The sequence below is a fragment of the Paenibacillus sp. 2TAF8 genome, from assembly GCF_052114825.1.
In the GTDB taxonomy this organism is placed as follows: Bacteria; Bacillota; Bacilli; order Paenibacillales; family Paenibacillaceae; genus Paenibacillus.
The window spans coordinates 18,806-42,926 of sequence record NZ_JBFRFN010000031.1 but is presented as its reverse complement, the minus strand read 5'-3'; the positions used below and the strand labels follow the sequence as shown (position 1 = coordinate 42,926).

At 46.0% G+C, this 24,121-nt stretch carries 23 protein-coding genes; 17 read left to right on the top strand and 6 right to left on the bottom strand.

Annotated elements, in window-relative coordinates:
• Nucleotides 1-31 precede the first annotated feature (31 nt).
• Both AB4Z30_RS27670 and AB4Z30_RS27665 read right to left on the bottom strand, forming a co-directional pair.
• Nucleotides 32-2,125: an ABC transporter ATP-binding protein gene (locus tag AB4Z30_RS27670; RefSeq protein WP_441930765.1), complete on the bottom strand. Its 2,094-nt coding sequence runs from the start codon at nucleotides 2,123-2,125 to the stop codon at nucleotides 32-34.
• 12 nt (nucleotides 2,126-2,137) lie between these two features.
• The gene (locus AB4Z30_RS27665) at nucleotides 2,138-3,883 is read right to left on the bottom strand and encodes an ABC transporter ATP-binding protein (protein WP_441930763.1); all 1,746 of its coding nucleotides are present in this window, start codon (nucleotides 3,881-3,883) and stop codon (nucleotides 2,138-2,140) included.
• Nucleotides 3,884-4,410: 527 nt separating this feature from the next.
• Between AB4Z30_RS27665 and AB4Z30_RS27660 the strand changes: the two genes are divergently transcribed.
• Nucleotides 4,411-4,707 (top strand): HesB/YadR/YfhF family protein, encoded by a 297-nt coding sequence (locus AB4Z30_RS27660; protein WP_441930761.1) that lies wholly within the window; start codon nucleotides 4,411-4,413, stop codon nucleotides 4,705-4,707.
• A 444-nt stretch (nucleotides 4,708-5,151) separates the two neighbouring features.
• Nucleotides 5,152-5,601: an NUDIX domain-containing protein gene (locus tag AB4Z30_RS27655; protein ID WP_441930759.1), complete on the top strand. Its 450-nt coding sequence runs from the start codon at nucleotides 5,152-5,154 to the stop codon at nucleotides 5,599-5,601.
• A gap of 191 nt (nucleotides 5,602-5,792) precedes the next feature.
• Here the strand turns inward: AB4Z30_RS27655 and AB4Z30_RS27650 are convergent, their stop codons facing one another.
• The 3 genes from AB4Z30_RS27650 to AB4Z30_RS27640 form a co-directional block, all read right to left on the bottom strand.
• Complete coding sequence (locus AB4Z30_RS27650) at nucleotides 5,793-6,305, bottom strand: ADP-heptose synthase (RefSeq protein ID WP_441930757.1); 513 nt, start codon at nucleotides 6,303-6,305, stop codon at nucleotides 5,793-5,795.
• 195 nt (nucleotides 6,306-6,500) lie between these two features.
• Nucleotides 6,501-6,944: a DUF441 domain-containing protein gene (locus tag AB4Z30_RS27645; protein WP_441930755.1), complete on the bottom strand. Its 444-nt coding sequence runs from the start codon at nucleotides 6,942-6,944 to the stop codon at nucleotides 6,501-6,503.
• 5 nt (nucleotides 6,945-6,949) lie between these two features.
• The gene (locus AB4Z30_RS27640; RefSeq protein WP_441930753.1) at nucleotides 6,950-7,990 is read right to left on the bottom strand and encodes a YpdA family putative bacillithiol disulfide reductase; all 1,041 of its coding nucleotides are present in this window, start codon (nucleotides 7,988-7,990) and stop codon (nucleotides 6,950-6,952) included.
• 178 nt (nucleotides 7,991-8,168) lie between these two features.
• On the opposite strand from AB4Z30_RS27640, the gene AB4Z30_RS27635 reads away from it, so the two are divergent.
• The 6 genes from AB4Z30_RS27635 (at nucleotide 8,169) to AB4Z30_RS27610 (ending at nucleotide 12,092) form a co-directional block, all read left to right on the top strand.
• Complete coding sequence (locus tag AB4Z30_RS27635) at nucleotides 8,169-8,762, top strand: metalloregulator ArsR/SmtB family transcription factor (RefSeq protein WP_441930751.1); 594 nt, start codon at nucleotides 8,169-8,171, stop codon at nucleotides 8,760-8,762.
• 565 nt (nucleotides 8,763-9,327) lie between these two features.
• Nucleotides 9,328-10,422, top strand: a complete 1,095-nt coding sequence (rsgA, locus tag AB4Z30_RS27630; protein WP_441930794.1) for a ribosome small subunit-dependent GTPase A — start codon at nucleotides 9,328-9,330, stop codon at nucleotides 10,420-10,422.
• 57 nt (nucleotides 10,423-10,479) lie between these two features.
• Nucleotides 10,480-10,818, top strand: a complete 339-nt coding sequence (locus tag AB4Z30_RS27625) for a L,D-transpeptidase (protein WP_441930749.1) — start codon at nucleotides 10,480-10,482, stop codon at nucleotides 10,816-10,818.
• A gap of 64 nt (nucleotides 10,819-10,882) precedes the next feature.
• Nucleotides 10,883-11,404 carry a GNAT family N-acetyltransferase gene (locus tag AB4Z30_RS27620; RefSeq protein ID WP_441930747.1) on the top strand — a complete coding sequence of 174 codons (522 nt, stop codon included), beginning with the start codon at nucleotides 10,883-10,885 and terminating at the stop codon, nucleotides 11,402-11,404.
• 188 nt (nucleotides 11,405-11,592) lie between these two features.
• The gene (locus AB4Z30_RS27615) at nucleotides 11,593-11,685 is read left to right on the top strand and encodes a hypothetical protein (RefSeq protein ID WP_441930745.1); all 93 of its coding nucleotides are present in this window, start codon (nucleotides 11,593-11,595) and stop codon (nucleotides 11,683-11,685) included.
• Nucleotides 11,686-11,942: 257 nt separating this feature from the next.
• Nucleotides 11,943-12,092, top strand: a complete 150-nt coding sequence (locus tag AB4Z30_RS27610) for a hypothetical protein (RefSeq protein WP_441930743.1) — start codon at nucleotides 11,943-11,945, stop codon at nucleotides 12,090-12,092.
• Nucleotides 12,093-12,255: 163 nt separating this feature from the next.
• On the opposite strand, the gene AB4Z30_RS27605 is transcribed toward AB4Z30_RS27610, so the two are convergent.
• Nucleotides 12,256-12,495 carry a hypothetical protein gene (locus AB4Z30_RS27605; RefSeq protein ID WP_434751602.1) on the bottom strand — a complete coding sequence of 80 codons (240 nt, stop codon included), beginning with the start codon at nucleotides 12,493-12,495 and terminating at the stop codon, nucleotides 12,256-12,258.
• 420 nt (nucleotides 12,496-12,915) lie between these two features.
• Here AB4Z30_RS27605 and AB4Z30_RS27600 point away from each other — a divergent pair, with 420 nt between their 5' ends.
• The 9 genes from AB4Z30_RS27600 to AB4Z30_RS27560 all read left to right on the top strand — a co-directional run bounded on the left by AB4Z30_RS27600 (nucleotide 12,916) and on the right by AB4Z30_RS27560 (nucleotide 24,002).
• Entirely contained in the window at nucleotides 12,916-13,236 is a 321-nt protein-coding gene (locus AB4Z30_RS27600) for a hypothetical protein (RefSeq protein ID WP_441930741.1), read from the top strand.
• Between the two features lie 54 nt (nucleotides 13,237-13,290).
• The gene (gene essC, locus AB4Z30_RS27595) at nucleotides 13,291-17,295 is read left to right on the top strand and encodes a type VII secretion protein EssC (protein ID WP_441930739.1); all 4,005 of its coding nucleotides are present in this window, start codon (nucleotides 13,291-13,293) and stop codon (nucleotides 17,293-17,295) included.
• Between the two features lie 16 nt (nucleotides 17,296-17,311).
• On the top strand, nucleotides 17,312-18,142 hold the full coding sequence (locus AB4Z30_RS27590) for a hypothetical protein (RefSeq protein ID WP_441930738.1): 831 nt from the start codon (nucleotides 17,312-17,314) through the stop codon (nucleotides 18,140-18,142).
• Between the two features lie 6 nt (nucleotides 18,143-18,148).
• Complete coding sequence (locus tag AB4Z30_RS27585; RefSeq protein ID WP_441930736.1) at nucleotides 18,149-18,697, top strand: WXG100 family type VII secretion target; 549 nt, start codon at nucleotides 18,149-18,151, stop codon at nucleotides 18,695-18,697.
• Between the two features lie 182 nt (nucleotides 18,698-18,879).
• Nucleotides 18,880-19,155 carry a WXG100 family type VII secretion target gene (locus tag AB4Z30_RS27580; protein WP_441930734.1) on the top strand — a complete coding sequence of 92 codons (276 nt, stop codon included), beginning with the start codon at nucleotides 18,880-18,882 and terminating at the stop codon, nucleotides 19,153-19,155.
• 155 nt (nucleotides 19,156-19,310) lie between these two features.
• A complete protein-coding gene (locus AB4Z30_RS27575) occupies nucleotides 19,311-21,356 on the top strand; it encodes a hypothetical protein (protein WP_441930732.1) in 2,046 nt (681 codons plus the stop codon).
• A gap of 35 nt (nucleotides 21,357-21,391) precedes the next feature.
• Nucleotides 21,392-22,144 (top strand): vWA domain-containing protein, encoded by a 753-nt coding sequence (locus AB4Z30_RS27570; RefSeq protein WP_090921050.1) that lies wholly within the window; start codon nucleotides 21,392-21,394, stop codon nucleotides 22,142-22,144.
• Between the two features lie 10 nt (nucleotides 22,145-22,154).
• The gene (locus AB4Z30_RS27565; protein WP_441930730.1) at nucleotides 22,155-22,997 is read left to right on the top strand and encodes a hypothetical protein; all 843 of its coding nucleotides are present in this window, start codon (nucleotides 22,155-22,157) and stop codon (nucleotides 22,995-22,997) included.
• Nucleotides 22,998-23,195: 198 nt separating this feature from the next.
• Nucleotides 23,196-24,002: an SDR family oxidoreductase gene (locus tag AB4Z30_RS27560; RefSeq protein WP_441930728.1), complete on the top strand. Its 807-nt coding sequence runs from the start codon at nucleotides 23,196-23,198 to the stop codon at nucleotides 24,000-24,002.
• Nucleotides 24,003-24,121: the final 119 nt, after the last annotated feature.

Here is a 24,121-nt window from a genome sequence, read left to right as displayed (position 1 = left end):
CATCTGTTGAATGAATTGGATTTAAAGAAAGTTAAGCATTTCCTCCCGCCAGCGATGCCGATGCCGTGCTGAAAGAAGCAGCTGAATGAGTAGAACCATCCGCGATGGTTTCTCCTTGAGCACCTTGCTGCAACTGATACATCTGATAGTAACGGCCTTTCAGTGCCATCAGATCCTCATGCGCGCCCTGTTCCACAATTTTTCCACGATGCAATACGAGAATTTGATCTGCGGAGCGAATCGTTGACAAACGGTGAGCAATGATGAAGGTGGTGCGTCCTTTTTTGAGGACTTCCAGTGCGTTTTGAATCAGCGCTTCTGTTTCCGTATCAATGTTGGCGGTGGCTTCGTCCAGAATGAGGATTGCTGGATCAAAGGCTAGTGCGCGGGCAAAAGAGATCAGTTGACGCTGCCCGGCGGACAACGTGCTGCCTTTCTCGACAACTGGCTCGTCAAAGCCTTGCGGCAGATGCGCCAGAATACGTTCTGCACCTACATCACGAAGTGCCTGCTCGATCCGTGCCCGGGAAATTTTTTCATCACCCAAACTGACATTAGAAGCAATGGTACCCGTGAAGAGATACGGATCTTGCAACACGATCCCCATATGTTCCCGAATCCACTGTTTAGGCAACTCTTTGACGTTTTGTCCATCGATCGTAATTTTGCCTTTTTGCGGATCATAGAACCGGAACAGCAGGTTAATGATGGAGCTTTTGCCTGAACCGGTGTGACCGACGAGGGCCACCGTCTGGCCTTGTGATGCTTTGAACGAGATATTGTTCAGCACATAATCTTTTTTATAAGCAAACGATACATCGTCAAAAACGACATTTCCTTTGTACCTCGGCATCGAGCCGTCTGTAACGGGTTCTCCTTTTTCATCCATCAGCTCAAATACACGGCCGGCCGAGACAAGAGAGGAGTCAAGGTTCGCGAGTTGGTTAACCATACCAATAATTGGTTGGAACAAACGCCCGAGAACATCAACAAAGGCATACAGTACACCGAGTGAAATAATACTTGTGCCCGTTATTGCACCTGCACCGAAGTACCACAGAACTACGGCAAAGGCGATATTCCGTAGCACATTCACCAGGTTATGTGAGGTAAATGCGTTCAGATTCAGCATCTTGTTCTGATGTTTCATATAGTCTTCATTCAGCTCTTCGAATTCCTGGCGAGTTTGTTTCTGGCGACGGAACACACGAATGATGGACATCCCCTGAATGGATTCGTTAATGATGGCGTTAATCTCACTCAGCCGTGAGCGAATGATCGTATTGTAACGGGTGGCGAATTTGCGATAGAGCACAATCCACGCAATGAGCATCGGTACAACGAATAATGAAATTAGACCCAGACGTATATCGAGCAAGAAGAGGGCGATATAAACCCCTGTAATCGTAATGATACCTGAGAAAAAGTTGGACAGAACCGCCACAAACAGATCTTTGACGGCCTCGGTATCATTGGTGACGCGAGATACGACCTTACCTGCAGGCAGGTTATCAAAAAAGTTCACGGGCAGACGCTGAATATGTGAATACACATCGTTGCGAAGCCGTTGAATGACCTTGTTGGCCGAAGATTGCAGCCAGAAGGTTTTACCGAACTCCATAATAACGGAGATCACAAGAAAGATCAGATAATACACAATTAATTGATAGATACTTGGCATTTCGGGTTTGTAAAAGGCAAACAGTTCACCGGCAGATAGCGGTACTGCCGCATATTGCCCTGTAACTTCACCTGCGCGAGTTACGGTTAAGGTTCCGTTCGCATAGGAACGATCACCGTCAGGAGCACGGACCGGCTCGCCCACGAAATAAAAGCTTTTACCGGCTTGCAGTACGCGTACCTCGGTTCCTTTGGTTTCGTCTGGTGCAAACAAACCTTCACGTTTATAATTTTTACCTTGATAAACTGCGGCTTCTTTCGAAGCTGCAGTCTCATAAAATGGCTGCTCGATGGCGAGCAAGTGATTATCAATCATGGATTTGGCGATAAAGGGACCGGCGAGTTCAGCCGCAACACCAATCGTCAGCATGATTAAGGCAGCGATGAATGTACCTTTGGCTTTCAAGGCATAATCCAGCAACCTTTTACCTGTATTGGACTTCAAATGTGTTACCTCCTACGTGGACAGATTGGACTCGACCTGTTGCCGTTCATATTGTTCACGGTACCAGCCATTCTTGGCTAGTAGTTCCTGATGAGTGCCTTCTTCCGTAATTTTACCGTGCTCCAGCACGATGATCCGATCTGCGTGTTCGATAGCGGACAAGCGATGTGTCGAGATCAGTGTTGTTTTACCAGCGCGTTTGTTGCGTATGTTTTCAATGATTTTAGCTTCTGTGCGAGCGTCAACAGCAGATAGGGCATCGTCAAGAATGAGGATATCCGGATTAGCGATAAAAGCCCGAGCCAGAGATACCCGCTGTTTCTGTCCACCTGACAAAGCGATACCTTTTTCACCTACAAGTGTATCGAGACCGTCTGACAACGTTCCGAGATCGCCGTCAAAGGCAGCGGTACGAATTGCTTCCATAATGACATCATCAGACGCGTTCGGTTTACCGAATTGAATGTTCTGACGAACCGATTTGGAGAACAATACTTGCTCCTGTGGTACGTATCCGATCCAGCTGTGTAGATCATCCTTCGCAATATCCTCGATTGAATGTCCTGAAATGCTGAGCGTACCTGATCCGGCAGGGTATTCGTGCAGCAATTGTTTGAGCAGGGTGGATTTTCCGCTTCCCGTGCGACCTACCACGCCAAGTGTTTGTCCACGTTGAATGGTAACATTGATATGACTCAGATTATCTACGGTAGAGGATGGATAGCGGAATGKCACATCTTTCATGACGATTTCGTCCGGCTGCGTAATATGAACAGGATGTTCTTTGTCCTGAACAGCAGGTTCTACGGATAACGTTTCGTTCACCCGATCCAGAGAAGCACTCCCCCGCTGCATCAGGTTAATTAATTCACCGATGGCAAACATCGGCCAGATCATCATCCCCAGATACATGTTGAATGATACGAGGTCTCCCAGGGTAATTTCATTGTGAAAAACAAGATAAATACCGTAGGCCAGTGCAATAACATAACTCAGACCTACAAATAGTCGAATGGTTGGTTCAAATAAAGCATCCATTCGCGCAACCGCTAAGTTTTTTCGATATACATCTTCCGTGACATCAGCAAATCGTTTCTCGTCCAGACGTTCCTGAACGTACGCGCGTACAACACGGATGCCTGCAATGGACTCTAACACCTGATCGTTCATATCACCAAAGGCATCTTGTGCCAACGTATACCGTTGATGCACCGCTTTACCATAGATCATCATAGCGATGGCGATAAAAGGCAGGGGTAGAATCGCAGCTAAGGTCAGTTTCCAGCTGACGAGGAAACCCATGGCGAACAGTACAGTTAAGAGAAATGCCGTGGAGTCTGTTAACGTGAGCATACCGAAACCTGCGGTTGTGGCAATAGAACGAAGGTCATTGGTGGCGCGAGCCATCAGGTCCCCGGTTCTGTTTTTTTCGAAAAAGGGTGGTGTCATTCGCAGCAAGTGATCCATGAATCGGGAGCGCAGCAACCGTTCTACGAGATTGGCTCCGCCGAATAATTTGTGCATCCATATGTACGTGATCAGATAGATAATGATGACCGTCCCAAGAATAAGTGAAATGTAAAATGTTAATGAGGCGCTAGTAATGGAGCCGCGTACGATCTCGTCGATGGCGTTCCCCAGAAGGCGCGGAGGCAGCAATTCAGCAATGCCCACAAGGATGAGCAAAATGACACCAATCAGGTATCTTTTGCGTTCCAGCCTGAAGAACCAGGCCAGGTTTTTAAGTACAGAGAACAAGTGTTATCCCTTCCTTTCGATGTCCAAGAAGTACAAAGTTTCGTTCAAAATGACAGCTAAAGCTTGTTAAGGCTCATTCAAGCGCAGTTCAATCCAATAAAAAGCCCACAAAAAAAGACACACCGCACGCAGGCGGTATGTCTTATATCTTCATACGGCAGCATGACTCCAAGAGCAGAGCCGCCGACGTACATAAGGTATTGTGAGCGAGCTTGACAGGGGTCTGATAAAAAAGAGACACCTGAAGTGCTGTCTTATGAACGGAAAAGTGATTTCGGGGATACTCCGGTATTTAATTGTGTGTGAATGTGAACCAACTTATGTGTGTTAAACACCGTAATCACCCTTTCTTGTTAATGGAAATAAATGCAATGTAGACCTCGTATGTTTGCATCTTACCACCCGTTTTTACAATCTGTCAAACATTTTTCACAAGATCTTATGCCTGTGTATGATTTGCAGGGTTTGTGTTCAAGCCGCTCTAGCGATATGATGTAACATATATATATAAAAGGAGCTGACATCATATGAGTACCATATATGTATCGGACCAAGCTGCCCGCTGGTACAAAGAAGAACTGAACCTAAATGAGGGAGACAGCATCCGCTTTTTTGCCCGTTACAGCTCTGGCGGAGGTCTTCATCCAGGTTTTTCATTGGGAATCGCCGTTGAAAAACCGAGACATCCTGCAGACCAAACGGAGGTTTCCGGCATCCAGTTTTTTATGGAAGATCACGATTACTGGTATCTGAAAGGGCATCAGCTGCATGTGGATGTCGTTGATGAAGGCCGGGATATTGAATATCGTTACACCGAAGTGTAGTAAACACTAGTCAAGTACTCAGTACCCTCGTACATTGAACAAACAGACCAAAAGCGACTTGAAAAGCAAATCAAGACTCAAGTTATCAAGTCAATAAAAAAACAGATCAACAATCCCAATAATACACAGATCAACATGCGGTGGCCCCATCAGTATATAGACTGCTGTTACATTTTAACGATACACAGGAAGCGCTATTTGCACGTTTTTTTACTGTTCAGCATTCTAACGATCTGTGCAGCATTATTTTCTGATAAAGTGAAGATTTGATGTGTATTTCTGGGGTTTGAGAGTAAATAAGGTTCCTGGAGATCGTTAGAAATTGAAACGTCTTCAAATTAGCCGAATAAGCTCTCTGGTGATCGTTAGCGGGTAAAATCGTGCTAGTCTGACTTGATTAAGGCTCGCAGGGTGAGTTTAATCGGGACAAAGGAGGGATGAGGAGTGGATCTGCCGGCGCGGGATATAGGCCAGTACATTGCTAAACGTGCTAATATTGTGGTAAAAGCGGCCGTGATGGCCGCAAACGAACAAGGTAAGCTACTGCTCATCCAGCATGCCGAACAGGGACATTGGCGAATGCCTGTTGGAGATATGCGCCCTGGTGAGACCATTGAAGAGGCTGCGCATCGTGAACTCTGGGAAGAGACCGGATGGACAACAGAGTTGATGAGCTTTGAAGCGCTATACTCCGGCCCGGAATTACGGCAAGTACATGCGAACGGAGATGAGGAATACTATGTTATTGCCCTCTTCAAAGCCCGAATTATACAGGATGATCTTGTGGAAGCGCGTGTAAACAGCGATGCGGGATTGAATTTTTTTGATCCAAATGCACTGCCTCCACTGAACAGTACCAGCCAAACGCTACTGGAACAGTCTGGCTTGAAGTAATACGTTCAACAGTACGAATGTTTGAAGTAACAGGACAAACTTCAGTATGAGCATTATGAATCTGTAATGTGTACAGTGTGAACTTAAAGTCAGGAACTAAAGTGTGTGACTTCAAAAAAAGACCTCGACTGCCACTACTCAGTGGAAGTTGAGGTCTTTTGCATATATTTGAGTATATGTTTTGCATTGAATTACACCTGATCCAGTGGCTCGTCATCCATCGCAAAATCGAAATCATCAATGTCAAACACCTGCACAGGAGATTCCGATTCAATGATTCGGGCAATCAATTCCACCTGATCGGTCAGGATTGGAATACCCAAACGCTGAGAAGTGAGAATAAGCTCTGTCTCAATCGGGTCAAAGTACTCTCCATACTGTGCGGTATCCATCGCGTTAACAATTGTAATGCAGGCATGATCGCCAAACAGAATAGCAGGGCTTTTCGCCCAAGGTACCGCCAGGGCACGTTCAATCTTTTTCTTATTCAACGGCTCCTCGAAGTAGGAGATCAATTCATTGATTTTGGTTTTGACATGCTGATCATCTATAGGATTATCCATCATGGGATCAGCACTGCTCTGAAATTCGTATAGTTCAAGGATGGTGGTATAAGGAACGATATATTCCACAGGCGCCGGCGGCGCAAGTAATTGACCGTAGATGGCCACCATCACGGCTTCGGTAACAAAGGGACGTGACATGGTTCCTGAATCCTCCTGAGGACGATAAACGTCGTGAAGTGCTGAATGAGTTCATCTGACAAGCTAAGAAAGATGATCATCCCTGTTGCAAGATGCATGCATCTGCATCTGTTTGCATGAATAGAAGTATAGCACAGAGCGGTGGGAAATACAGCCAGTTTGCAAAAGCCAACACGATTTACCGTATCGTACGATTCAGGATTTACCTAAAAGCAAGGACAAGATGCCTGCTGCAATCAGAGGCCCAACAGGTACGCCTTTAAACAAGGCAACTCCAAGAACTGTCCCGATCAAGAGACCTGCAACAACCGTTGGCTGTGCGCTCATTAGTGAGGCGCCGCGTCCACCCAAATAAGCAACAAGCAGGCCCACTCCAATCGCTAGCAGCGACTTCCAGTGCAGGAATGATTCACCGATGGTCTGTAGACTCATCTTACCACTGGCAAGGGGGGCCATAACACCAATTGTCAGAATAATGATGCCTACGGTGAGTCCGTATTTTTCAAGCCAGGGAAAAGCTTGATTAACGTTTAGTACGCGAAGCAGGAGAAGAAACACCATTGCAACGGTTACTGGTGTATTGCTGCTAATAATGCCAAGTGCCGCGAACACAAGCAACAGGAGGGAGGTCATATCCATCGATTTCATTGCTCCTCAGACTGAGCGCGATTTGTGCCGTTGATATGTTCTGAATTGTCAATGGTATGTTCTGTTTTGCTAATAATATGTTCGGCAATATAACGTCCATGCCAGCGGCCTGATTCGATAAACACTTCATTCGCATTGCGCCCGGAAGCGATAACACCGCCCACGTAAATTCCTGGTACGCTACTTTCCATCGTCTGTGGATTGTATAACGGTTTATCCATGTCCTCAGACATCTCAGCGCCAATGGAGGTCAGCAGCTGACGGTCTGGCCTGAATCCGGTCAAAGCGAGTACAAAGTCGTTCTCCAGTTCGCTCTCTGAACCGTCTGTGTGCACAATTCGGATTGAATCATCCATGATCTCGTTCACACGTGAACCGAGATGAAGTGTAATGTGATTTTTCTGTACCATACTTTCGAACAAAGGACGAACCCAAGGTTTGATATGGTCGGATAGACCCGTGCCCCGGTACACCATATCAATATGAGCTCCAACGCGGACAAGTTCCATGGCGGCATCAACAGCTGAATTGCTTCCGCCAATGATGGCTACGCGAGTGCGAGTGTAAGGGTGAGCCTCACGGAAGTAATGGGTCACTTTTTCCTTGTCTTCACCAGGGATGCCGAGGTAATTCGGGTGATCGAAATAGCCGGTAGCCACGATGACATGACGACCCTGATGTACGGTGGCTTCTCCGCGCCGATTAACCGTATGTACCTCGAAAGTGCCGTCTTCCTTACGCTGGATCTCACGGGCTTCCTCATAATTATGAACACGCAGGCCGAAATGTTCGGCTACTTTGCGATAATAGGCAAGTGCTTCGTATCGAAACGGCTTGTCATTGGGGCTACTAAATGGTACGTTCCCGATTTCAAGCAACTCCGCTGTACTGAAAAATTGCATATGCGTTGGGTAAAGATAGATGGATTGTACAATATTGTGTTTCTCAATAATGACTACGGACAATCCTACCCGCTCACATTCAATTGCTGCGGACAGACCGCATGGGCCTCCGCCAATAATAATGACATCTTCCATGTTCTTAATCCTCCTTCATTACAAGCAATATAATCCTACCGTAAATAACACTTCAATGCCAGTTTTGACATACAACGCAATGGGATGAAAATCAAAAATGAATTTGAATTGACTCTCGAATACATATAGATTAATATCGAATTAGATGATCATCTAATTAAATGAGAGGTGTAAAACGATGCAGTTGGAGAAAATTGTGTCCTATCACAAAGCTCTGGCAGATCCAACAAGGCTTCGGATGCTATTGCTGTTATCTGAAGGAGAACTGCATGGACAAGCGCTGGCGGAGCGTCTTAATTTATCTCAGCCGACGGTGACTCATCATGCTGCCAAACTGAGAGAAGCCGCGCTCATTCAAGAACGACGGGATAAAAATACGGTTTATTTTACGTTGAACCCTTCTTTTATTCGTGAACACGCCCAAGCTTCGGTTGATTTTATATTCAAAAGAAAGGAGCAATCCGAAATGACAGATGTTAATGAGACCCTTAAAGCGTCAATCATGAGAAACTTTTTCTCCAAGGATGGCCGGCTTCGTCAAATTCCTGCACAGTACAAGAAAAAGCTGGTGGTGCTTGAATATTTGGCGGAGCAATTAGAGTTCGGACGCAAGTACAGCGAGAAAGAAATAAATATGTTTATTCAGAACTATCACGAGGACTTTGCAACCCTTCGCCGGGAGTTTATCATGCATCAGTTCATGTATCGCGAAGACGGAGTATATGAGCTGAATCCTCGAGAAATGTGGACAAGATGGGATCAGGTGAAATAAAGAAGAGTACGGAAGTAAAAAAAGAATGGGCTTGACAAACGCACAGCAGACTGTGTAACATGATGGCATATTCTATAAGGGAGGCGATGTTCATGACAAATCTAACGGCAGTATACGTGGAGTTGAATAGGAACAGCGTCTCCGGAACGGATCAAGGTAGATTGATTTTGCTATAGATGGATAGAAACATCCAATTGTTGGCGAACGATCAATAGACCTTCAGACAAAGTCACGGGAGACRTTCCCGTGGCTTTTTTGTGTGATGATAAGGGGAGTTTCAGGGCTGGGATAACGAGTGGATTAGGAAAACCGTTATTCAATATGCTGTGAAAGTTTTCTTTTATTCGGATAACTATGAATTGCCGCGGGTATGACAACCCCGTGGCTTTTTTTTGTTTAGATCTGAATCGGAGATGAAGAATGAAGTCGTAATTCAAGCACGAAACAATAAAAGTAAAAACAAAAAAACAAAACACTGCAGAACAAAGCGAAAAAAATTGAATTTAAAAACACCTAAACTCAAAATGTAAACAATGTGGGAGGAATTTTTATTTTAAATCAACGTATGGAAAATAAGGGAATTGAAAATTATGGCTGGTCTGCTGCATGGGAGAAACGATGGTCTGAGGAACAGTTGGGCTTGGAATCCAGACGGCCTGCGCGAATTATTGCGGATCACGGACACATGCTGCGTCTCATTACAGCGGACGGAGAATGTTGGGGTAAAGTATCAGGAAAACTTCGTCATGATAGCTTGGAGTCAGGGCTTGCACCTGCTGTTGGCGATTGGGTAGCTGTGGCAGGAGAACAGGGTGAGGAAGTGATTATTCATCATTTATTGCCACGTCAGAGTCGTGTGTCAAGACAGGCAGCTGGACCAATAACGAAAGAACAGCTCATTGCTGCCAACGTAGACACACTTCTGATCGTTGCCGCGCTTAATCATGATTTTAACCTTAGAAGACTTGAAAGATATGTTCTAATGGCTTGGAATGGCGGGGTAAGACCAGTGATTGTTCTTAGTAAAAGTGATCTGTGCGATGATGTGCAGCAACGAATCAGTGATGTAGAAGGAATTGCACCCGGAGTGGAGGTGCTGGCGATTTCGGCGGTAGAAGGACTCGGGAAGGAACTGTTGGAAATCTATTTGAAACCAGGGTTAACCGTGGCACTCACAGGCTCCTCTGGAAGCGGGAAGTCTACACTGGTCAATTGGATGATGGGTAAAGATGTTCAGGTAACGCAATCGGTTCGTGAGGGCGATAGTCGTGGAAGACATACAACAACGCATCGGGAAATGTTCATATTGCCGCAGGGAGCTGTCTTGATTGATACGCCAGGTATGCGTGAACTTCATCTCTGGGACGAAGGAGAAGGTGGCCTAACGCAGGCTTTTGGCGAAATTGATGAACTGGCTACTGCATGCAGATTTATGGATTGCAGTCATACAAAAGAAGAAGGTTGTGCAGTTAAAGAGGCCATTGAAAAGGGTGAACTGGATGAGAAGAGGCTGAATAACTTCCTCAAGATGCAAAAAGAGATGCAGTATCAGCGGCGCAAGGAAGAAGTCGCTTCGAGAAAGCGAACAGCTTCAAGCAAACCGATCAAAACACGCAAGGCAAAGCATGCCCAGCGGATCAAAGATTGGGAACAGGACTGATATAAGGCGGGGCATCCCTGTTTGTCTTGCATAGGATAGGGCAGGAGGGATGTCGTAATGCCAAATTACAGAATTATCGTGGACTTGTCCGACCATATGTTATATCTGCTGGATGGAGATCAAGTTGTGAAGGGGTATCCCATAGCTACAGGTAAGATGCTTACCAATACTCCTAGCGGAGAGTTTACAATTATCAACAAACAAGAGAATCCGGGAGGACCTTTTGGTGTGCTTTGGATGGGGTTGTCCAAACCGCATTACGGTATTCATGGAACCAATGAACCTTGGTCGATCGGCAAATCCGTATCGCACGGTTGCATACGTATGTACAATTCGGATGTGCTGAATTTGTCTTCCAAGGTATCTGTGGGGACCCGAGTTACGATCCGGCCATAGGCCGGGTTTTGCTTCTTCGAATATGAAAGGGATTCGTCCTAAGAGAGAAAGGGAGTAGAAACCGATGCGAATTAGACTGGCATGTGAAGGGGATGCACAAGGGATTGCATCCGTACATACAGAGAGCTGGAAAACAACATATCGGGGAATCGTGCCAGATCATATTTTGGATCATTTGACTACAGAATCTAGATTAAACCAATGGGAGCAGCAGATACGTTCTGACGAAAAAGATCAGATTTTAATCGTCGCTGAGGATGAAGACGGGAAGATTGTCGGTTTTGCCTGCGGAGGTAAGGAACGTGAAGGTAAGTTACCCTATGAGGGTGAATTGTACGCGATTTACCTGTTGCAGCCTTATCAGAATTCTGGAATTGGCAGACAACTTGTCAAGCGGGTAGTTCTTCACCTTGAGACATGCCAGATGCGCACAATGATTATTTGGGCATTGGAGCGAAATCCAGCGTGCCGTTTTTATGAAAAAATGGGCGGTATCCCTGTTCAAACACAGTGGATTCGTATCGGGAACGAAGATCTGGCAGAGATCGCCTACGGCTGGTCTGATCTGACGTCATTTGATCGATAGTTCAACTTGGTCATGTCATCCAAGCTTTAGTCTTACGCACTCCGTTTTACGTTGCAATAATCGTTTGCCTAACTTCGAGCAAGGTTAATGAATGAGACATTCTTTATATATGTACATTCGAATCTTAAGATCGGAGGTGTACGTAATGACTTTCGCAGAGAACCAACCAACATAGTGAGGCTCATTTCATGTTTGGTGGAGAGAAATCATCTGGTATCGGTCGTTTTGGCGGAGACTGGGCGATTCATAAGTTTAGACGTACACGCTGGATTAGTTTATAACATCAAATTTCGGGAGTATCAGGGCGTGAAATAAGTCGAATATGCATGAATGGAGAGATGTAGTCATTTGCTAATCCGAGTCAGTTCGAAATGAAACGATAGGTGGTGCGTGAAGTTCGTCTCAACACTGTGAGGACGGGTTTTTGCATCATTTTACAACGGATGAAAAAGCTGTTTGGGCATGTCTTCTTCTGGTTATTTATGGATACACGGAATGAAATTCTCCGTAAATATCATGGCAAAGGGGCTTGGAACTCATGTCCATTGRCCGCTTTATTTTGAGGAAATTAAATACCTGTCAGGAAGAACATACACGTGCCAATCTGGTTAGATTGTTTGTCATTCGTATTCGCAAAGCCGAGATTGCGGAAGATGATGCGTCCTATGTGCTGGAGAAGTTGCAATAATGCAGAATTCGTAAAGCGATCAGTCACATAAGGGGAGCTATGGCGAAGGTAGTTCTCCTCTAATGATAACTGGGTGTAAAAGAACATGAAAAAGGAAGCTTGTCCCTGGAGGGAAGCTTCCTTTTTCATGGTAACGCATAAACGCTGGAAAATGGGCTCTTCTTCAATATAACGATAGAGCAAGAGAGTCATTTTCACTGCGGCTGTGAAGAATAGCTTCGCCGCCAACAATTTCAATACTAATCAAAGAGCGCAGACATTTTTGCAAAGCGCGTTTACCGTTACTGATCTTGTGCTCGAGAGCACTGCTAAGCAATCTTAATGTTTTTTGCACAGGTTGTTTGTTTTCTTGATTAAAATATACAGGGATTGATTTGTCTTGAAAAGTTATTAGAGTTCTCACTTGGAATCACCTCACGAGAGTTATTTCATACAGGTAATATTAAATACCAATGCTTAAAATTACCTTAAAATCAGCTTATGAAAACATAAAGGTGGATAAAGTTTGAAAAGTGTTCACAATTCAATTGTGGGCGAAGGAATAAAAGTCCCAGATTCATTGTTTTATTTTACTATTAAATGGAAATATGTGCGAAATTTTCGCATCGTTGCAATTTCTAAATGGAACAATGACACGAAAGTTCTGAGTCAAATGGACGATATTTTAATATATACGTGGGTCATATGTAACAAAATTACAGCGAATACGTTGCAAACAAGGGTTTTATATAAGAAAATAGGATGGAATACCGTTTCACTCGCATTTTTTTGATTTAATCTGACATTAGGACAATTTACATATGAGACCTTGGGAGGGATTCACATGATTCTAACCGTGTATTCCGGCCGGGAGGAAGGCGAATGGTTCGACATTGAGGTTCCGGATGAATGCACCATTGAACATCTAAAGACACTGCTCGGTGTACGAATATTCGGACAGGCACCTGGAGATGGGATTCAGTATATATTGGAGGCTAAATTTCCGGAGGGACTGTGGTTTAGTCCTCAGAACACCCAGCAGTTAATGGAAACAGGGCTTCGCCAAGGAAGCTGTGTACGTGTGCAACGTGCATTTTCAACGACTTCTGAAGAGGCGCCAATCTACGGAAGACGCTCGTTATTTCAACAGGAGAGCAACGAATAACGTTATAAAGCGTATCATTCATTAATTGAACAACTAAAAGGAGGTCTTTTCTTCGTGAATGTGTTATACCAGCGTTCTCCGAGAATGACACCGGTTTTGAAGGAAGAGAACCTCGAAATCCTCAGGCCGCCTGCAGAACCGAACAAACCTACGTTTTCCATGATTTCAATCGTTGTTCCCGTGATGATGACGATGGTCAGCATCGGTTTCTACGTGTACATCAATATGACTAACAAAATGAATAACAGTAGTTACATGATGTTCCAGATGATGACGGTTATGATGATGCTTACATCGTATACCATCCCGTTCTTTGTATATCTGAGCAATAAAAAATCGTATCGCAAAAAGATTGAGGAACGCAAAGCGATGTATCTCGCACAGCTGGATAAACACCGTGAAGAGCTGAAGGAAGCACAGGCTGATCAGGTGAAAAGCCTACATGAGATTCATGGTGATCCGTCTGTGTGCTTGCAGGTTGTGAAGAACCGGCATAGCTCCCTCTGGGAGCGTTCTCCGGAAGATGATGATTTCCTACAGGTTCGTATCGGAACAGGAGAAATTCCTTTTCGCATTAAACTTCAGGTTCCGCGCATCGATGGATATGAAAAGGATGAATTAATTGAGGCAGCCCATGGACTTGCTGCTGAATTCCAGACTGTGCCTGATGCCACGATTACCCTGCCTTTATTCGAATCCAAAGTGATGGGGCTGGTGGGGGATCGGGAAGAAGTGATGGCTTCACTGCGGGTTATTATCTCGCAACTCACGGTAAGGCACTCACCGGATGAATTAAAGCTTGCTGCATTTTATGAAGAAAAAGATAGCAAAGAGTGGGAATGGCTCCGCTGGCTGCCCCACATCTGGGATGAGGATCAGGGGCAGCGTTATATGGCCGACAGGCACAGCAGTGCGCATCAATTGGCGGACAGCTTGTTTTCCGTGTTGAACCGTCGCCGTAACAATAAGGAAGACCGTTATAAAAAAACAGTGCAAACCCCTTGTTATGTTGTTATTCTGTCCGATACTCAGCTCATTGAAGAAGAGCCGTTACTTCCATTGTTGCTGGAGGCTGCGCAAGAGATTGATGTATGCACAATTGTACTGGCGAACCGTAAACAATCACTGCCTATGCACTGTCAGTTAATTATGGAGGCTTCCAAAGACAGAGGAGTTTATATTAAAAAGACGGAAGATGCGGATGTCATCTCGCAAACGTATAAACCGGATGTAATCTCGAGGGAGACCGCAGAGGCATTATCCCGGTATATGTCACCGATCCGTCTTAAACGCTCTTCTGCTTCGGAGATTCCGCAAGTGCTCCCGTTGTTTGACTTGCTTAGCACTTCACATGTGGAAGATTTGGATGTAGTGTCTCGCTGGGCACAAACCAGGTACCCGGATACGCTGCCTGTACCTATGGGTGTAAGGGCTGGCGGTAAAAAAATCTCTATTAATTTGCATGACAAAATCGAGCGGCAAGGGCATGGCCCACATGGTTTGATTGCGGGTACAACCGGTTCAGGTAAAAGTGAAGTTATTCAGTCCATTGTTGCTTCACTGGCCGCGGAGTTCCATCCACATGACTTGGCTTTCATGCTGATCGACTATAAAGGCGGGGGCATGTCCAACACCTTTGTTGACCTGCCGCATGTCGTAGGTACCATTACGAATCTGGATGGCAATTTAATAGAACGTGCTAATGTTTCGCTTCGGGCGGAACTGGTCAGAAGACAGAAAATTTTAAATGATGCTGGAAACCTGCAACATATTGATGAGTACTACAAAATTTTGCGTTCCAGACATGAACAGCCTTTGCCTCATCTTGTTATTATTATTGATGAATTTGCTCAACTGAAACGTGACCAGCCAGAGTTCATGGACGAGTTGATCAGTATTGCAGCCATCGGCCGGACGCTTGGCGTTCACCTTATTCTGGCAACGCAAAAGCCTGCCGGCGTCGTGGATGATAAAATATGGAGTAACTCCCGTTTCCGCATCTGTCTTCGTGTACAGAGTGAGGGAGACAGCAGAGATATGATTAAAATTCCGAACGCTGCCTGGATTACCAAGCCTGGTCGAGGTTATTTTCAAGTCGGCAGTGACGAAGTTTTTGAAGAAATGCAATTCGCCTGGAGTGGTGCACCTTATAATCAGCAAGAGGATTCAACAACGGTGCTGCCCGTGATGGAAGTACGCCTGAACGGCAAGCGTGAGCCGCTGTTAACAGGAGAGCGTAGAGCTGTTCTTAAGGGAGAGGATGTTCCGAAACAGCTACAGGTATTTATTGATTATGTTGCAAAGACTGCTGCAGAGGCTGGCATAGAGCGTTTGCCTGGGCCGTGGCTGCCTCCGTTGCCAGAGACGCTGGAACTGGACTATCTTCATGACTGGAAGCAGATGCAGAAAAGAGAACCTCTGCTGGATGGTGGAGCAAGTGGGCTTAAACCGCTGGTTGGTATGCTGGATGATTTGCCGAATCAGCGTCAGTTGCCGCTGGCATTGCCCATGGATCAGGGTCATCTTGTTGTGTATGGCATGCCTGGTCTTGGCAAAACGACTTTTGTTCAGACGTTATTAATGTCTCTTGCTTCTGAGGAGCGTACAGAGCCTTGGAACGGATACATTATTGATATGGGCCGTATGATGAAAGACTTTGCCGGGCTACCACAGATCGGCGGAGTAATGATGGCTGAGGAAGAAGATCGTATCAAGCGCTTGTTCCGTTACATTCTGAAAATTTCGGCGCAGCGCAAAGATATGATATCGGAGGCTGGGGTTAAAACGATTTCGGCTTATCGTCGTACCGCTCATGCCGCAGTCCCACAGATTTTGGTGGTTATTGACGGTTATATGTCTTTTCGCAATGCTTATCCAGATGAGAATGAATCACTTGAGACTATTTTGAGAGAAGGCGGAAGTTTAGGTATTACCTTTGTGCTCACCGCTAATCGGGTCACCGATATTTTCGAGAAATTCAGAAGTAACATTCAGAATGCAGTTTCGTTTGAACTGTCTGATCCGAGTGATTATTATTATGCTGTGGGACGCCCTTCCAAGGCTCCCAGTCAGCTTCCTCCCGGCCGAGGGTTAGTGAAAGGTCAAGTACCTCCATTAATGTTTCAGGCTGCGCTACCATCTTCCGGAGCGGATGAGGGTGAACGCTCATCCGCATTGCGGCGGACAATTGCTACGATTCGTCAAGAATGGACGGGGGAAGAAACACCACAAATTGCACCACTACCAGAAGAAATTAAGCTTAAAGACCTTCTCGTTCGCACGGGTTCCTTCGGCAAAGCATGGGAGACTTCAACGGTGAATGTACCAGTAGGCCTGCTTACGGACGATCTGGAGCCGTTTGAACTTAATCTGCGTGAAGGGCCGCATTTTATGGTGGCAAGTCCAATGGAAGGCGGTAAAACGACATTTTTGCAAACTTGGATGTTGTCACTGGCCTATCACGCCTCGCCTGAGGATGCGCAAATATACACGGTAGATATGAGGTATGGCTCAGGTGGACTGGGTGAAATCAGCAGTTTGCCCCATGTCCGCGGACATGTATCAAAGGAAGAACAGCTTGCGCCTGTCATTCAGGAGTTGTACGATGAAGTTCTAAAACGCGGTGAGATTACGGGAGGTCCGGATATCGTACTTGTTATTGATGATGCCGACACTTTATCCAAACAACTCACTGATTTTAACGTAAAAGATCAGCTCGGTGTCATTGTTCGTCAAGGTAGAGACCGGGGAATTCATGTCATTCTCTCCGGGGTTCCTGCGGATTTTCCAACGTTCGGTTCGGATTGGGTAAGTGATGTAAAAGCTTCCCAAAGCGGATTGTTATTCGGGACTTTGGACCCTAATGATCTCTCGTTCTTCCGTATACCTTATTCGGAGTCCGGGGGTACTACAGGTGGGCTGAAGGTACTGCCACCGGGTCAAGGTTATTATATAAAACGCAAATATTCCAGGGTTAAAGGTGCAGTTCCATGTGATAGCAGCTGGAAAATGAATAATTGGATTTCAGAAATTCGTGACCGATGGCATGTTGTAGTTTGAGGGGAGGTGGCTCATAATGTTGACGGTTCATGATTCTAAGCAAAAGGTAGTCACGCTACAGATTAAGGAACTATTTTTCCTTGCTGGCATCCTCGGTTCAGATCGACTGCTCGGCGTGGAAGATCCTTTCCGCGGTTATATGGCAGAAGATATTGCCATGGAATGGGATCGCGTCAAAACTTCTTTGCTGGACAAAGGCTACTTGATTCAGGATCAAGATACCGATGAGCTGATCATGACACCAACCGTTTTTTCCAGAGTAGCCATTGCCGGATTATCCGACAGAGCATGCTGGCTCCGCTATACGATTAACGGCAAGTCGCATGAAAGTTATATACACTGCACGGATGAACGCGTCGTTGAAGTCACCCGCGTTGCGGATGTCCCCGATTCGTTCCGTCTAAGTGATCTGGGAAATGTGCGTGAAGCCATTGATGTCCTGATTGAACGGATGAAGTGGAGTGGTCATTCTCCAGTGGAGAGACCGGCACTGATGTGTTCCAAGAAAAAGTTTTATGATGTCATGAATGGGCTAATAGGCTGTGAAGTACAAACGCTAGCTGATGAGCTTTCACAGGAAACAAATGATTCTGAAGGTTCACTGGCATTAGCGCGTTGCCTGGTAGGCAAGCAATCGGACGGAGAACTCAGGTTGCTTGTATGGGGGCAGGAAGGTTGGCGGTCACAATCGGCGGCATTTACTGCGAGCCCGATCTCCAACTGGTTATTCCGAATGAGCTCAACGGCCTCGGATGACTGGCTTGTTGCAGCACTGACAACAAAAGAACAGTTTCACGAAATGCTGCTGGACTGGCTTAAACAGCCTGCAGGGGAAGAGGAAAGGTGATGGTAAATGCGCATTCGTGTGGAACCGGATGTGCTTCGGGCACTGAGCAGGCAGATTCAGTATGCAGCGGAGCAAATACAGCAAAAAATGACAGTGTTGGATCAAGCGATACATTCGCTGGATTGGGATATCGAGTCCCGTGCAGCGGTGATGAGCGAATGGAATCGTGGTAAGCGGTTGGGTGAGGAAGCCCTTCGCCGTTTGATGGATTTGAGTGTGCAACTGGGACGCAAGGCAGTGTTATTCCAACAAGCAGACATGGAATATCGTTCCGTGCTGAGTCACGTCAATGTTGCCTATGGTAATGCGGTCAATATGCTGAATGTTCTTCAGAGCAGCCGCAGTAGCGAGATTCTGCCTGCGCATGCTGCTGATGTAGCTGTTGTATCCGACCCTCTTTCCGCTATGGCAGCTGTATATCGGATACAGGATACTGCTCCACCTGATGGTTCTCCGGCGACACTGGTTCAGGCTATGCAGCCTGAACCAGTGGCATGGAGATTCAGAGACCCTTCCTTTCGAGAGAGAAGAGGAACTGAACCTGTAGTTTCATAGAGTCCTGGCAGACGTAGTGCAACTGGACGTAAAATAAATTGTAAATAGTCTGTTAGTTGAAGTTTCAGATGCTAAAAATGGGGTAAATAGGATTAGGTCCTTCGGCTTTTGTCCGAGTGATCCTTGTATAGTACAATTTGAACAAACCAAAATAATTGCACACATCAAGGAGGAATTTAACAATGGCAGGACGTATTTTAGTTACCCCAGAACAACTGGATCAGGTCTCCAATCAATTCAAACAAAGTGGAGAACAAAGTCAGCAGATCGTATCTACATTGACTCAATCCATCACAAGTATGGAAGGACAATGGGAAGGTATGACAAAACAACGTTTCTTCCAAGAGTTCCAGGAAGCAAGCAAACAAATGCAATCTTTTGTTCAAACGCTGAATAGCATTAGTGCAGAACTTACAGCAATCGCGACTAAATTCCGCACAGCAGACCAATCTCGTTAATCTGCTCTTACATAGGTCCGGACAATATAGTGACTTAAATTGTCTTGACTATATGCGGGTAGCAAGTTGAAAATTGCACAAATACGGCAAAAACCGGGTGGACTACACCCGGTTTTTGCCGCAACTATAACACAAAGAATGAGAGAGGGATGAGCATGTCTTTCCAACCGAATCCCGGCGATGAAGTGGTGATTAATGATATCGCCTATACAATTGGTCAGCATCCAGCTGCGCCTGGTCTTGCTTATGCTCAAGCCGGCAGGCAAGGAATTGTTTATCAATTGATTCCCCGCGGCGACTCCATTCATGGGGCCAAAGCACTAAAAGTATTTTTTCCTAAATTCCGTATCCCGGCAATGGTCTATCAGTCCGAGCATATGGAGCCGTACAGTGAACTACCTGGCTTAAAGGTATGCAAACGAGAAGTGCTCACTCCGGAAAGAAACGGAGCGCTTATTGGAGAACACCCCGATCTGTTATATGCGGTACTGATGCCATGGGTACAAGGTCTGACCTGGTTCGATGTGATCAGTGATCAAAAGCAATTGACGGCGGAGGAAAGTCTGCAGCTGGCTAGAGCACTTGCAGGTACAGGTTCTGCAATGGAGCAACGTGGCCTGGCTCATTGTGATATGTCCGCGCCCAATGTAATGATTCCGTTTTTTTCCGAAGTGCAGAACTCAGACCTGAATTCTGCTGTTGAACTCGTGGATGTGGAGCAGATGTACGGCTCCAAAATGGATCGCCCAGATGCGCTGCTTGCCGGTTCACCGGGTTATGCGGCCCATCGTACAGTGCACAGCGGTCTTTGGAGTTCTTATGCAGATCGATTTGCAGGCGCAGTAATTATTGCAGAGATGTTGTGTTGGTCCGACCCCGCTATCGTAGAGAAGGCTTGGGGCGAGAGTTATTTTGATCAACATGAGATGCAGACCATGAGTGAGCGTTATTTCGCGATGCGGGGTTCTCTTGAGAATCGCTGGGGTTCCAAATTGTCGGATCTCTTTATCCGGGCATGGGAAAGTCACGATCTGAGCAGTTGCCCAACGTTTGGGGAATGGTACATTGCACTCGCAGCGGCAGATATACAACAGGCGGAGGCCTTCCTTGCTGCTCTGGCAGAGCCAGATGAGAATGTGACAGATTTGTCAGAGTCTGATGCGATTGCAACACCGAAGGAATCTGATGAATCAAAGGTTGTGAAGCAGGATGCAGCAGCCGTCCATACTTTAAATTCAAAACAATCCAGGGATCAAGAAGCTGTTGTGAATCGTCTATTTTTGCAAGCGAGAGCTCTGGAAGATGAGGACAAACCTTCGGCTGCGCTCGAAGTTTACCGTTCACTATATCACTTCATTCCGGATAACAGTGCGATGCAGATGGAAGTCGAGGCTGCGATCAAGGAACTGGATGAGAAAATGAATGCGAAGACGGAGAGTACAGAGCCAGTACCAATTCCATTTTACCGATCCAGAAAATTCATGATCTCTTCGGCGGTGCTCATTGTACTGCTGGCTGGTGGCGTACCAACAGTCAAAATTCTGGCCGATCAGTCCGAGGTTAAACAGCAGGAAGCGGCTCGTCTGGCTGAAGCGAAAGCGGCACAGGATGCAGCAGCCGCCAAGCTCAAACAGGAAGAAGCAGAAAAGCAGAAAGCGGCAAAGTTGGAAGCTGAAGAGAAGAAAAAGCTTGCGGAAGCGAAGAAAAAGGAAGCGGAAACGAAGAAAAAAGAGGAAGAACGAAAAGCTTTGCAAGCAAAATATGAGAAGCAGGCTAAATATGAGGCTTATCTGGCGAAGCAGGAGCAACAGAAAAAGGAAGCAGCGCAAAAGGCACTGCAGGCAAAATATGATCAGCAAGCGAAATACGAAGCTTATCTGGTCTGGAAAAAAGAAAATGATGCCAAAATTGCCAAGCAGAAAGCTGCCGCCGAAGCAAAGCGTAAGCAGGAACTGGCGCAGAAGGAAGCTCTTAAGAAAGAGCGTGCTCAAAATGTCGTGACTTTGATTGCAAACTATAACAAGGCGTATAATGCACAAAAAGGCAGAAAAACAGATAACGCACTTGCCTATGCCCGTGATTTCAAAAACCTCTATAATACAGATGCTTCGTATTTTAAAGGTGTAGGGAAAGTGGCTGCGCGGATGAGTGCGATTAACAAATTTTTGAGTAATTCGAAGTATTCACTGCCTGACTTATAAATTAATATTAAATATATAGAGGTGACACACTCTAGATGAACTATACAATTCAAGCATCACAGCGTACACCTGCACTTATTATTTATTTAATTGATATTAGCGCTTCCATGAATATGGTTCTGGATAATCGTCGCCGAATTGACATCGTTTATGATGCCTTATCTTTGGCGATTCGCCAAATGGTGTTTCGTTCAACCAAGGGAAATCGGCTGACGCCTCGTTACCGAATCGCAATATTGGCATACAGTGATGATGTTTACGACGTATTGAACGGGATTAAAGGGATTGATGAGGTGGCAGCTGTAGGTTCGCTGCCAGATCTGACACCTAGACGTTTCTCGGATTCGGCAAAGGCATTTTTGCAGGCAGAGAAAATTTTGCAAGCGGAAATACCGAATATGCAAGACTGTCCAGCCCCGCTTGTTTGTCACATGACAGATGGTGTTGCGACTGGGGAAGACCCGGAGCCGATTGCCAAACGTATTATGGGCATGAGTGTACCGGATGGAAACGTTTTGGTTGAAAATATATTTATCAGTGATCATTTGCTTGAAGCTCCTATCGCGGAGCCTAGACGTTGGAAAGGTATTTCACCAGAGACCAATCTGCAAGACGAGCATGGGGAGAAGTTGCGCAATATGTCATCCGTGCTGCCTGAAAGCTATCGGGAAATGTTGGTGGAGGCAGATTATTTGCTTGCACCAGGTGCGCTTATGATGTTGCCTGGTACTTGTGCAGAACTGGTATCCATTGGGTTCCAGATGTCTGCTGCGACACCTGTGAGATAGGAGGGGAATCATGCGAGCAATACGTATGGCGACATTGTCTGCCAGTGATCGGGGAGGTCATGCGAAGCAACGGCATGACAATTTTCGCTATGTAAGCGTGCAGACGGGGGAACAGCCGTTAACTCGTTACCAGGGCAAGTTGAAATGCAGATACGGGTATGGACGTGCAGCAGAAAGCGTCAATCAAGGTGACGCAGGGCAAGACTTTGTTGCTATTCGCATGCAAGGCAATGTCTGTCATTTTGTATTGTGTGATGGAGTTGGCATGAGTTATCTCGGTGATTTTGCTGCACGTTTTCTGGGCAGTTCACTGCTTGAATGGCTGGAAAAGACGGCCACGTTAACAGCTGAAGGGGTTGAACGCTTTCTTCAAAATTTAACGGGGGCTGCATCCGAACAGCTGGAACAGTTACAGCCCTTAGATACCTCTCCGCTTTTGTTGCGGGAGGTATTGATGGAGAAACGAATTCAGGGAAGCCAGGCCATGTATGTATGCGGACGCATTGAACTTACTTCTGGAGGACGAAAAAGCCGAGCTTGGTTGGCATGGCAAGGGGATTCCAGAATACGGCTCTGGCGTAATGGACAGGAACAGTCGGAACCATTTCAAAAGCATTGCAAGACAAGTGAACGCTGGTCTACGCGAGAAGGATCTGTAGGGGGCAAGCCCCATGTTTTTGAGATGAAAGGTTCAGGAAGTGAACCCTTTCGCCTTCAGCTCTATACGGATGGACTGAATGATCTTGATGCCATTGATACATACATCCCAGATGAGCATATACAAGTATTGCTGGATGCTGCCCATACGGGTGGACTTGAGGATGATGCCGCTTTCATCGAACTGGAGTGGTAAATGCAGACATGGGATGAGGATCATTTGATCAGATGAGTCAGGGTACATGCTCTGTGTACATAGGCGTCTGAAAATGAAAAAAGTTGTGGGTGTTGATTTAAAAGCTGCTCGTTTTGGGTAATCTTGTGAAGAATTGATTGAAATCAAGTTGAATCGAATCTTCCTACATAATTTCCAAATCGAAGGAGTGATTGGGCGATGACACAACACAACAGCAGATTACCGTTTCAGGGCAAGGTGGCTATTATTACAGGAGCAGGCTCGGGAATTGGTAAAGCAACGGCACTCAAGCTGGCGAATGAAGGGGCACATGTGGCCTTGTTCGATCTGGTAAATGATCGGATTTCTAAGACAGAAGCGGAGATTAATGCGAACCATGAAGGCGCTGCGCGCGCATTTGATGTGGACATTTCCGATCCGGCGCGGGTTGAGAAGGCAGTACTGGAAACCGTGGAACTGTTCGGTGGGCTGGATATCGTTTTTGCCAATGCGGGTATTAATGGAGTATCTGCTCCCATTGAGGAGATTCAGGTGCAGGACTGGAAGCAGATTATTACGACGAATCTGGACGGCACATTTTTCACCGTAAAATATGCACTCCCTCATCTGAAAAAGCGTGGCGGGGGCAGCATTATTATCACAAGCTCAATTAATGGTAATCAGCGTTTCTCCAGTTTTGGCATGTCGGCTTATAGTACGTCGAAGGCCGGGCAGGTTGCTTTTGCTAAAATGGCAGCTTTGGAACTGGCGAAGTTCAAGATCAGAGTAAATGTGATCTGTCCAGGTGCAATCGCAACGAATATTGATCAAAGTACAATCAAGACGGACGACTTGCAGGACATTATCATTCCGATGGAATTCCCCGAAGGACAGCAGCCGCTTGCTGACGGACCAGGACAGCCGGAGCATGTTGCCGATCTGGTAAGTTTCCTCGCTTCCGGTGCATCCAAACATATTACCGGGGCTGAGATCGTGATTGATGGTGCGGAGTCTCTGCTCAGTTGATCTGGTCAATGATAGGACAGTAATCGTATAAGACAACAACCGTTTGTAAATAACAGATTAGCCCATTAGATGAAACGTTAAATGACTGAATGACCTTGAGTGAAATCGCTACAAATCAT

Coding starts and splice junctions, on each gene's coding strand:
- AB4Z30_RS27660 (WP_441930761.1), top strand. CDS start 4,411: ATGAGTACCATATATGTATCGGACCAAGCTGCCCGCTGGTACAAAGAA.
- AB4Z30_RS27650 (WP_441930757.1), bottom strand. CDS start 6,305: ATGTCACGTCCCTTTGTTACCGAAGCCGTGATGGTGGCCATCTACGGT.
- AB4Z30_RS27645 (WP_441930755.1), bottom strand. CDS start 6,944: ATGGATATGACCTCCCTCCTGTTGCTTGTGTTCGCGGCACTTGGCATT.
- AB4Z30_RS27640 (WP_441930753.1), bottom strand. CDS start 7,990: ATGGAAGATGTCATTATTATTGGCGGAGGCCCATGCGGTCTGTCCGCA.
- AB4Z30_RS27635 (WP_441930751.1), top strand. CDS start 8,169: ATGCAGTTGGAGAAAATTGTGTCCTATCACAAAGCTCTGGCAGATCCA.
- rsgA (WP_441930794.1), top strand. CDS start 9,328: ATGGAAAATAAGGGAATTGAAAATTATGGCTGGTCTGCTGCATGGGAG.
- AB4Z30_RS27625 (WP_441930749.1), top strand. CDS start 10,480: ATGCCAAATTACAGAATTATCGTGGACTTGTCCGACCATATGTTATAT.
- AB4Z30_RS27620 (WP_441930747.1), top strand. CDS start 10,883: ATGCGAATTAGACTGGCATGTGAAGGGGATGCACAAGGGATTGCATCC.
- AB4Z30_RS27615 (WP_441930745.1), top strand. CDS start 11,593: ATGTTTGGTGGAGAGAAATCATCTGGTATCGGTCGTTTTGGCGGAGAC.
- AB4Z30_RS27600 (WP_441930741.1), top strand. CDS start 12,916: ATGATTCTAACCGTGTATTCCGGCCGGGAGGAAGGCGAATGGTTCGAC.
- AB4Z30_RS27590 (WP_441930738.1), top strand. CDS start 17,312: ATGTTGACGGTTCATGATTCTAAGCAAAAGGTAGTCACGCTACAGATT.
- AB4Z30_RS27585 (WP_441930736.1), top strand. CDS start 18,149: ATGCGCATTCGTGTGGAACCGGATGTGCTTCGGGCACTGAGCAGGCAG.
- AB4Z30_RS27580 (WP_441930734.1), top strand. CDS start 18,880: ATGGCAGGACGTATTTTAGTTACCCCAGAACAACTGGATCAGGTCTCC.
- AB4Z30_RS27575 (WP_441930732.1), top strand. CDS start 19,311: ATGTCTTTCCAACCGAATCCCGGCGATGAAGTGGTGATTAATGATATC.
- AB4Z30_RS27570 (WP_090921050.1), top strand. CDS start 21,392: ATGAACTATACAATTCAAGCATCACAGCGTACACCTGCACTTATTATT.
- AB4Z30_RS27565 (WP_441930730.1), top strand. CDS start 22,155: ATGCGAGCAATACGTATGGCGACATTGTCTGCCAGTGATCGGGGAGGT.
- AB4Z30_RS27560 (WP_441930728.1), top strand. CDS start 23,196: ATGACACAACACAACAGCAGATTACCGTTTCAGGGCAAGGTGGCTATT.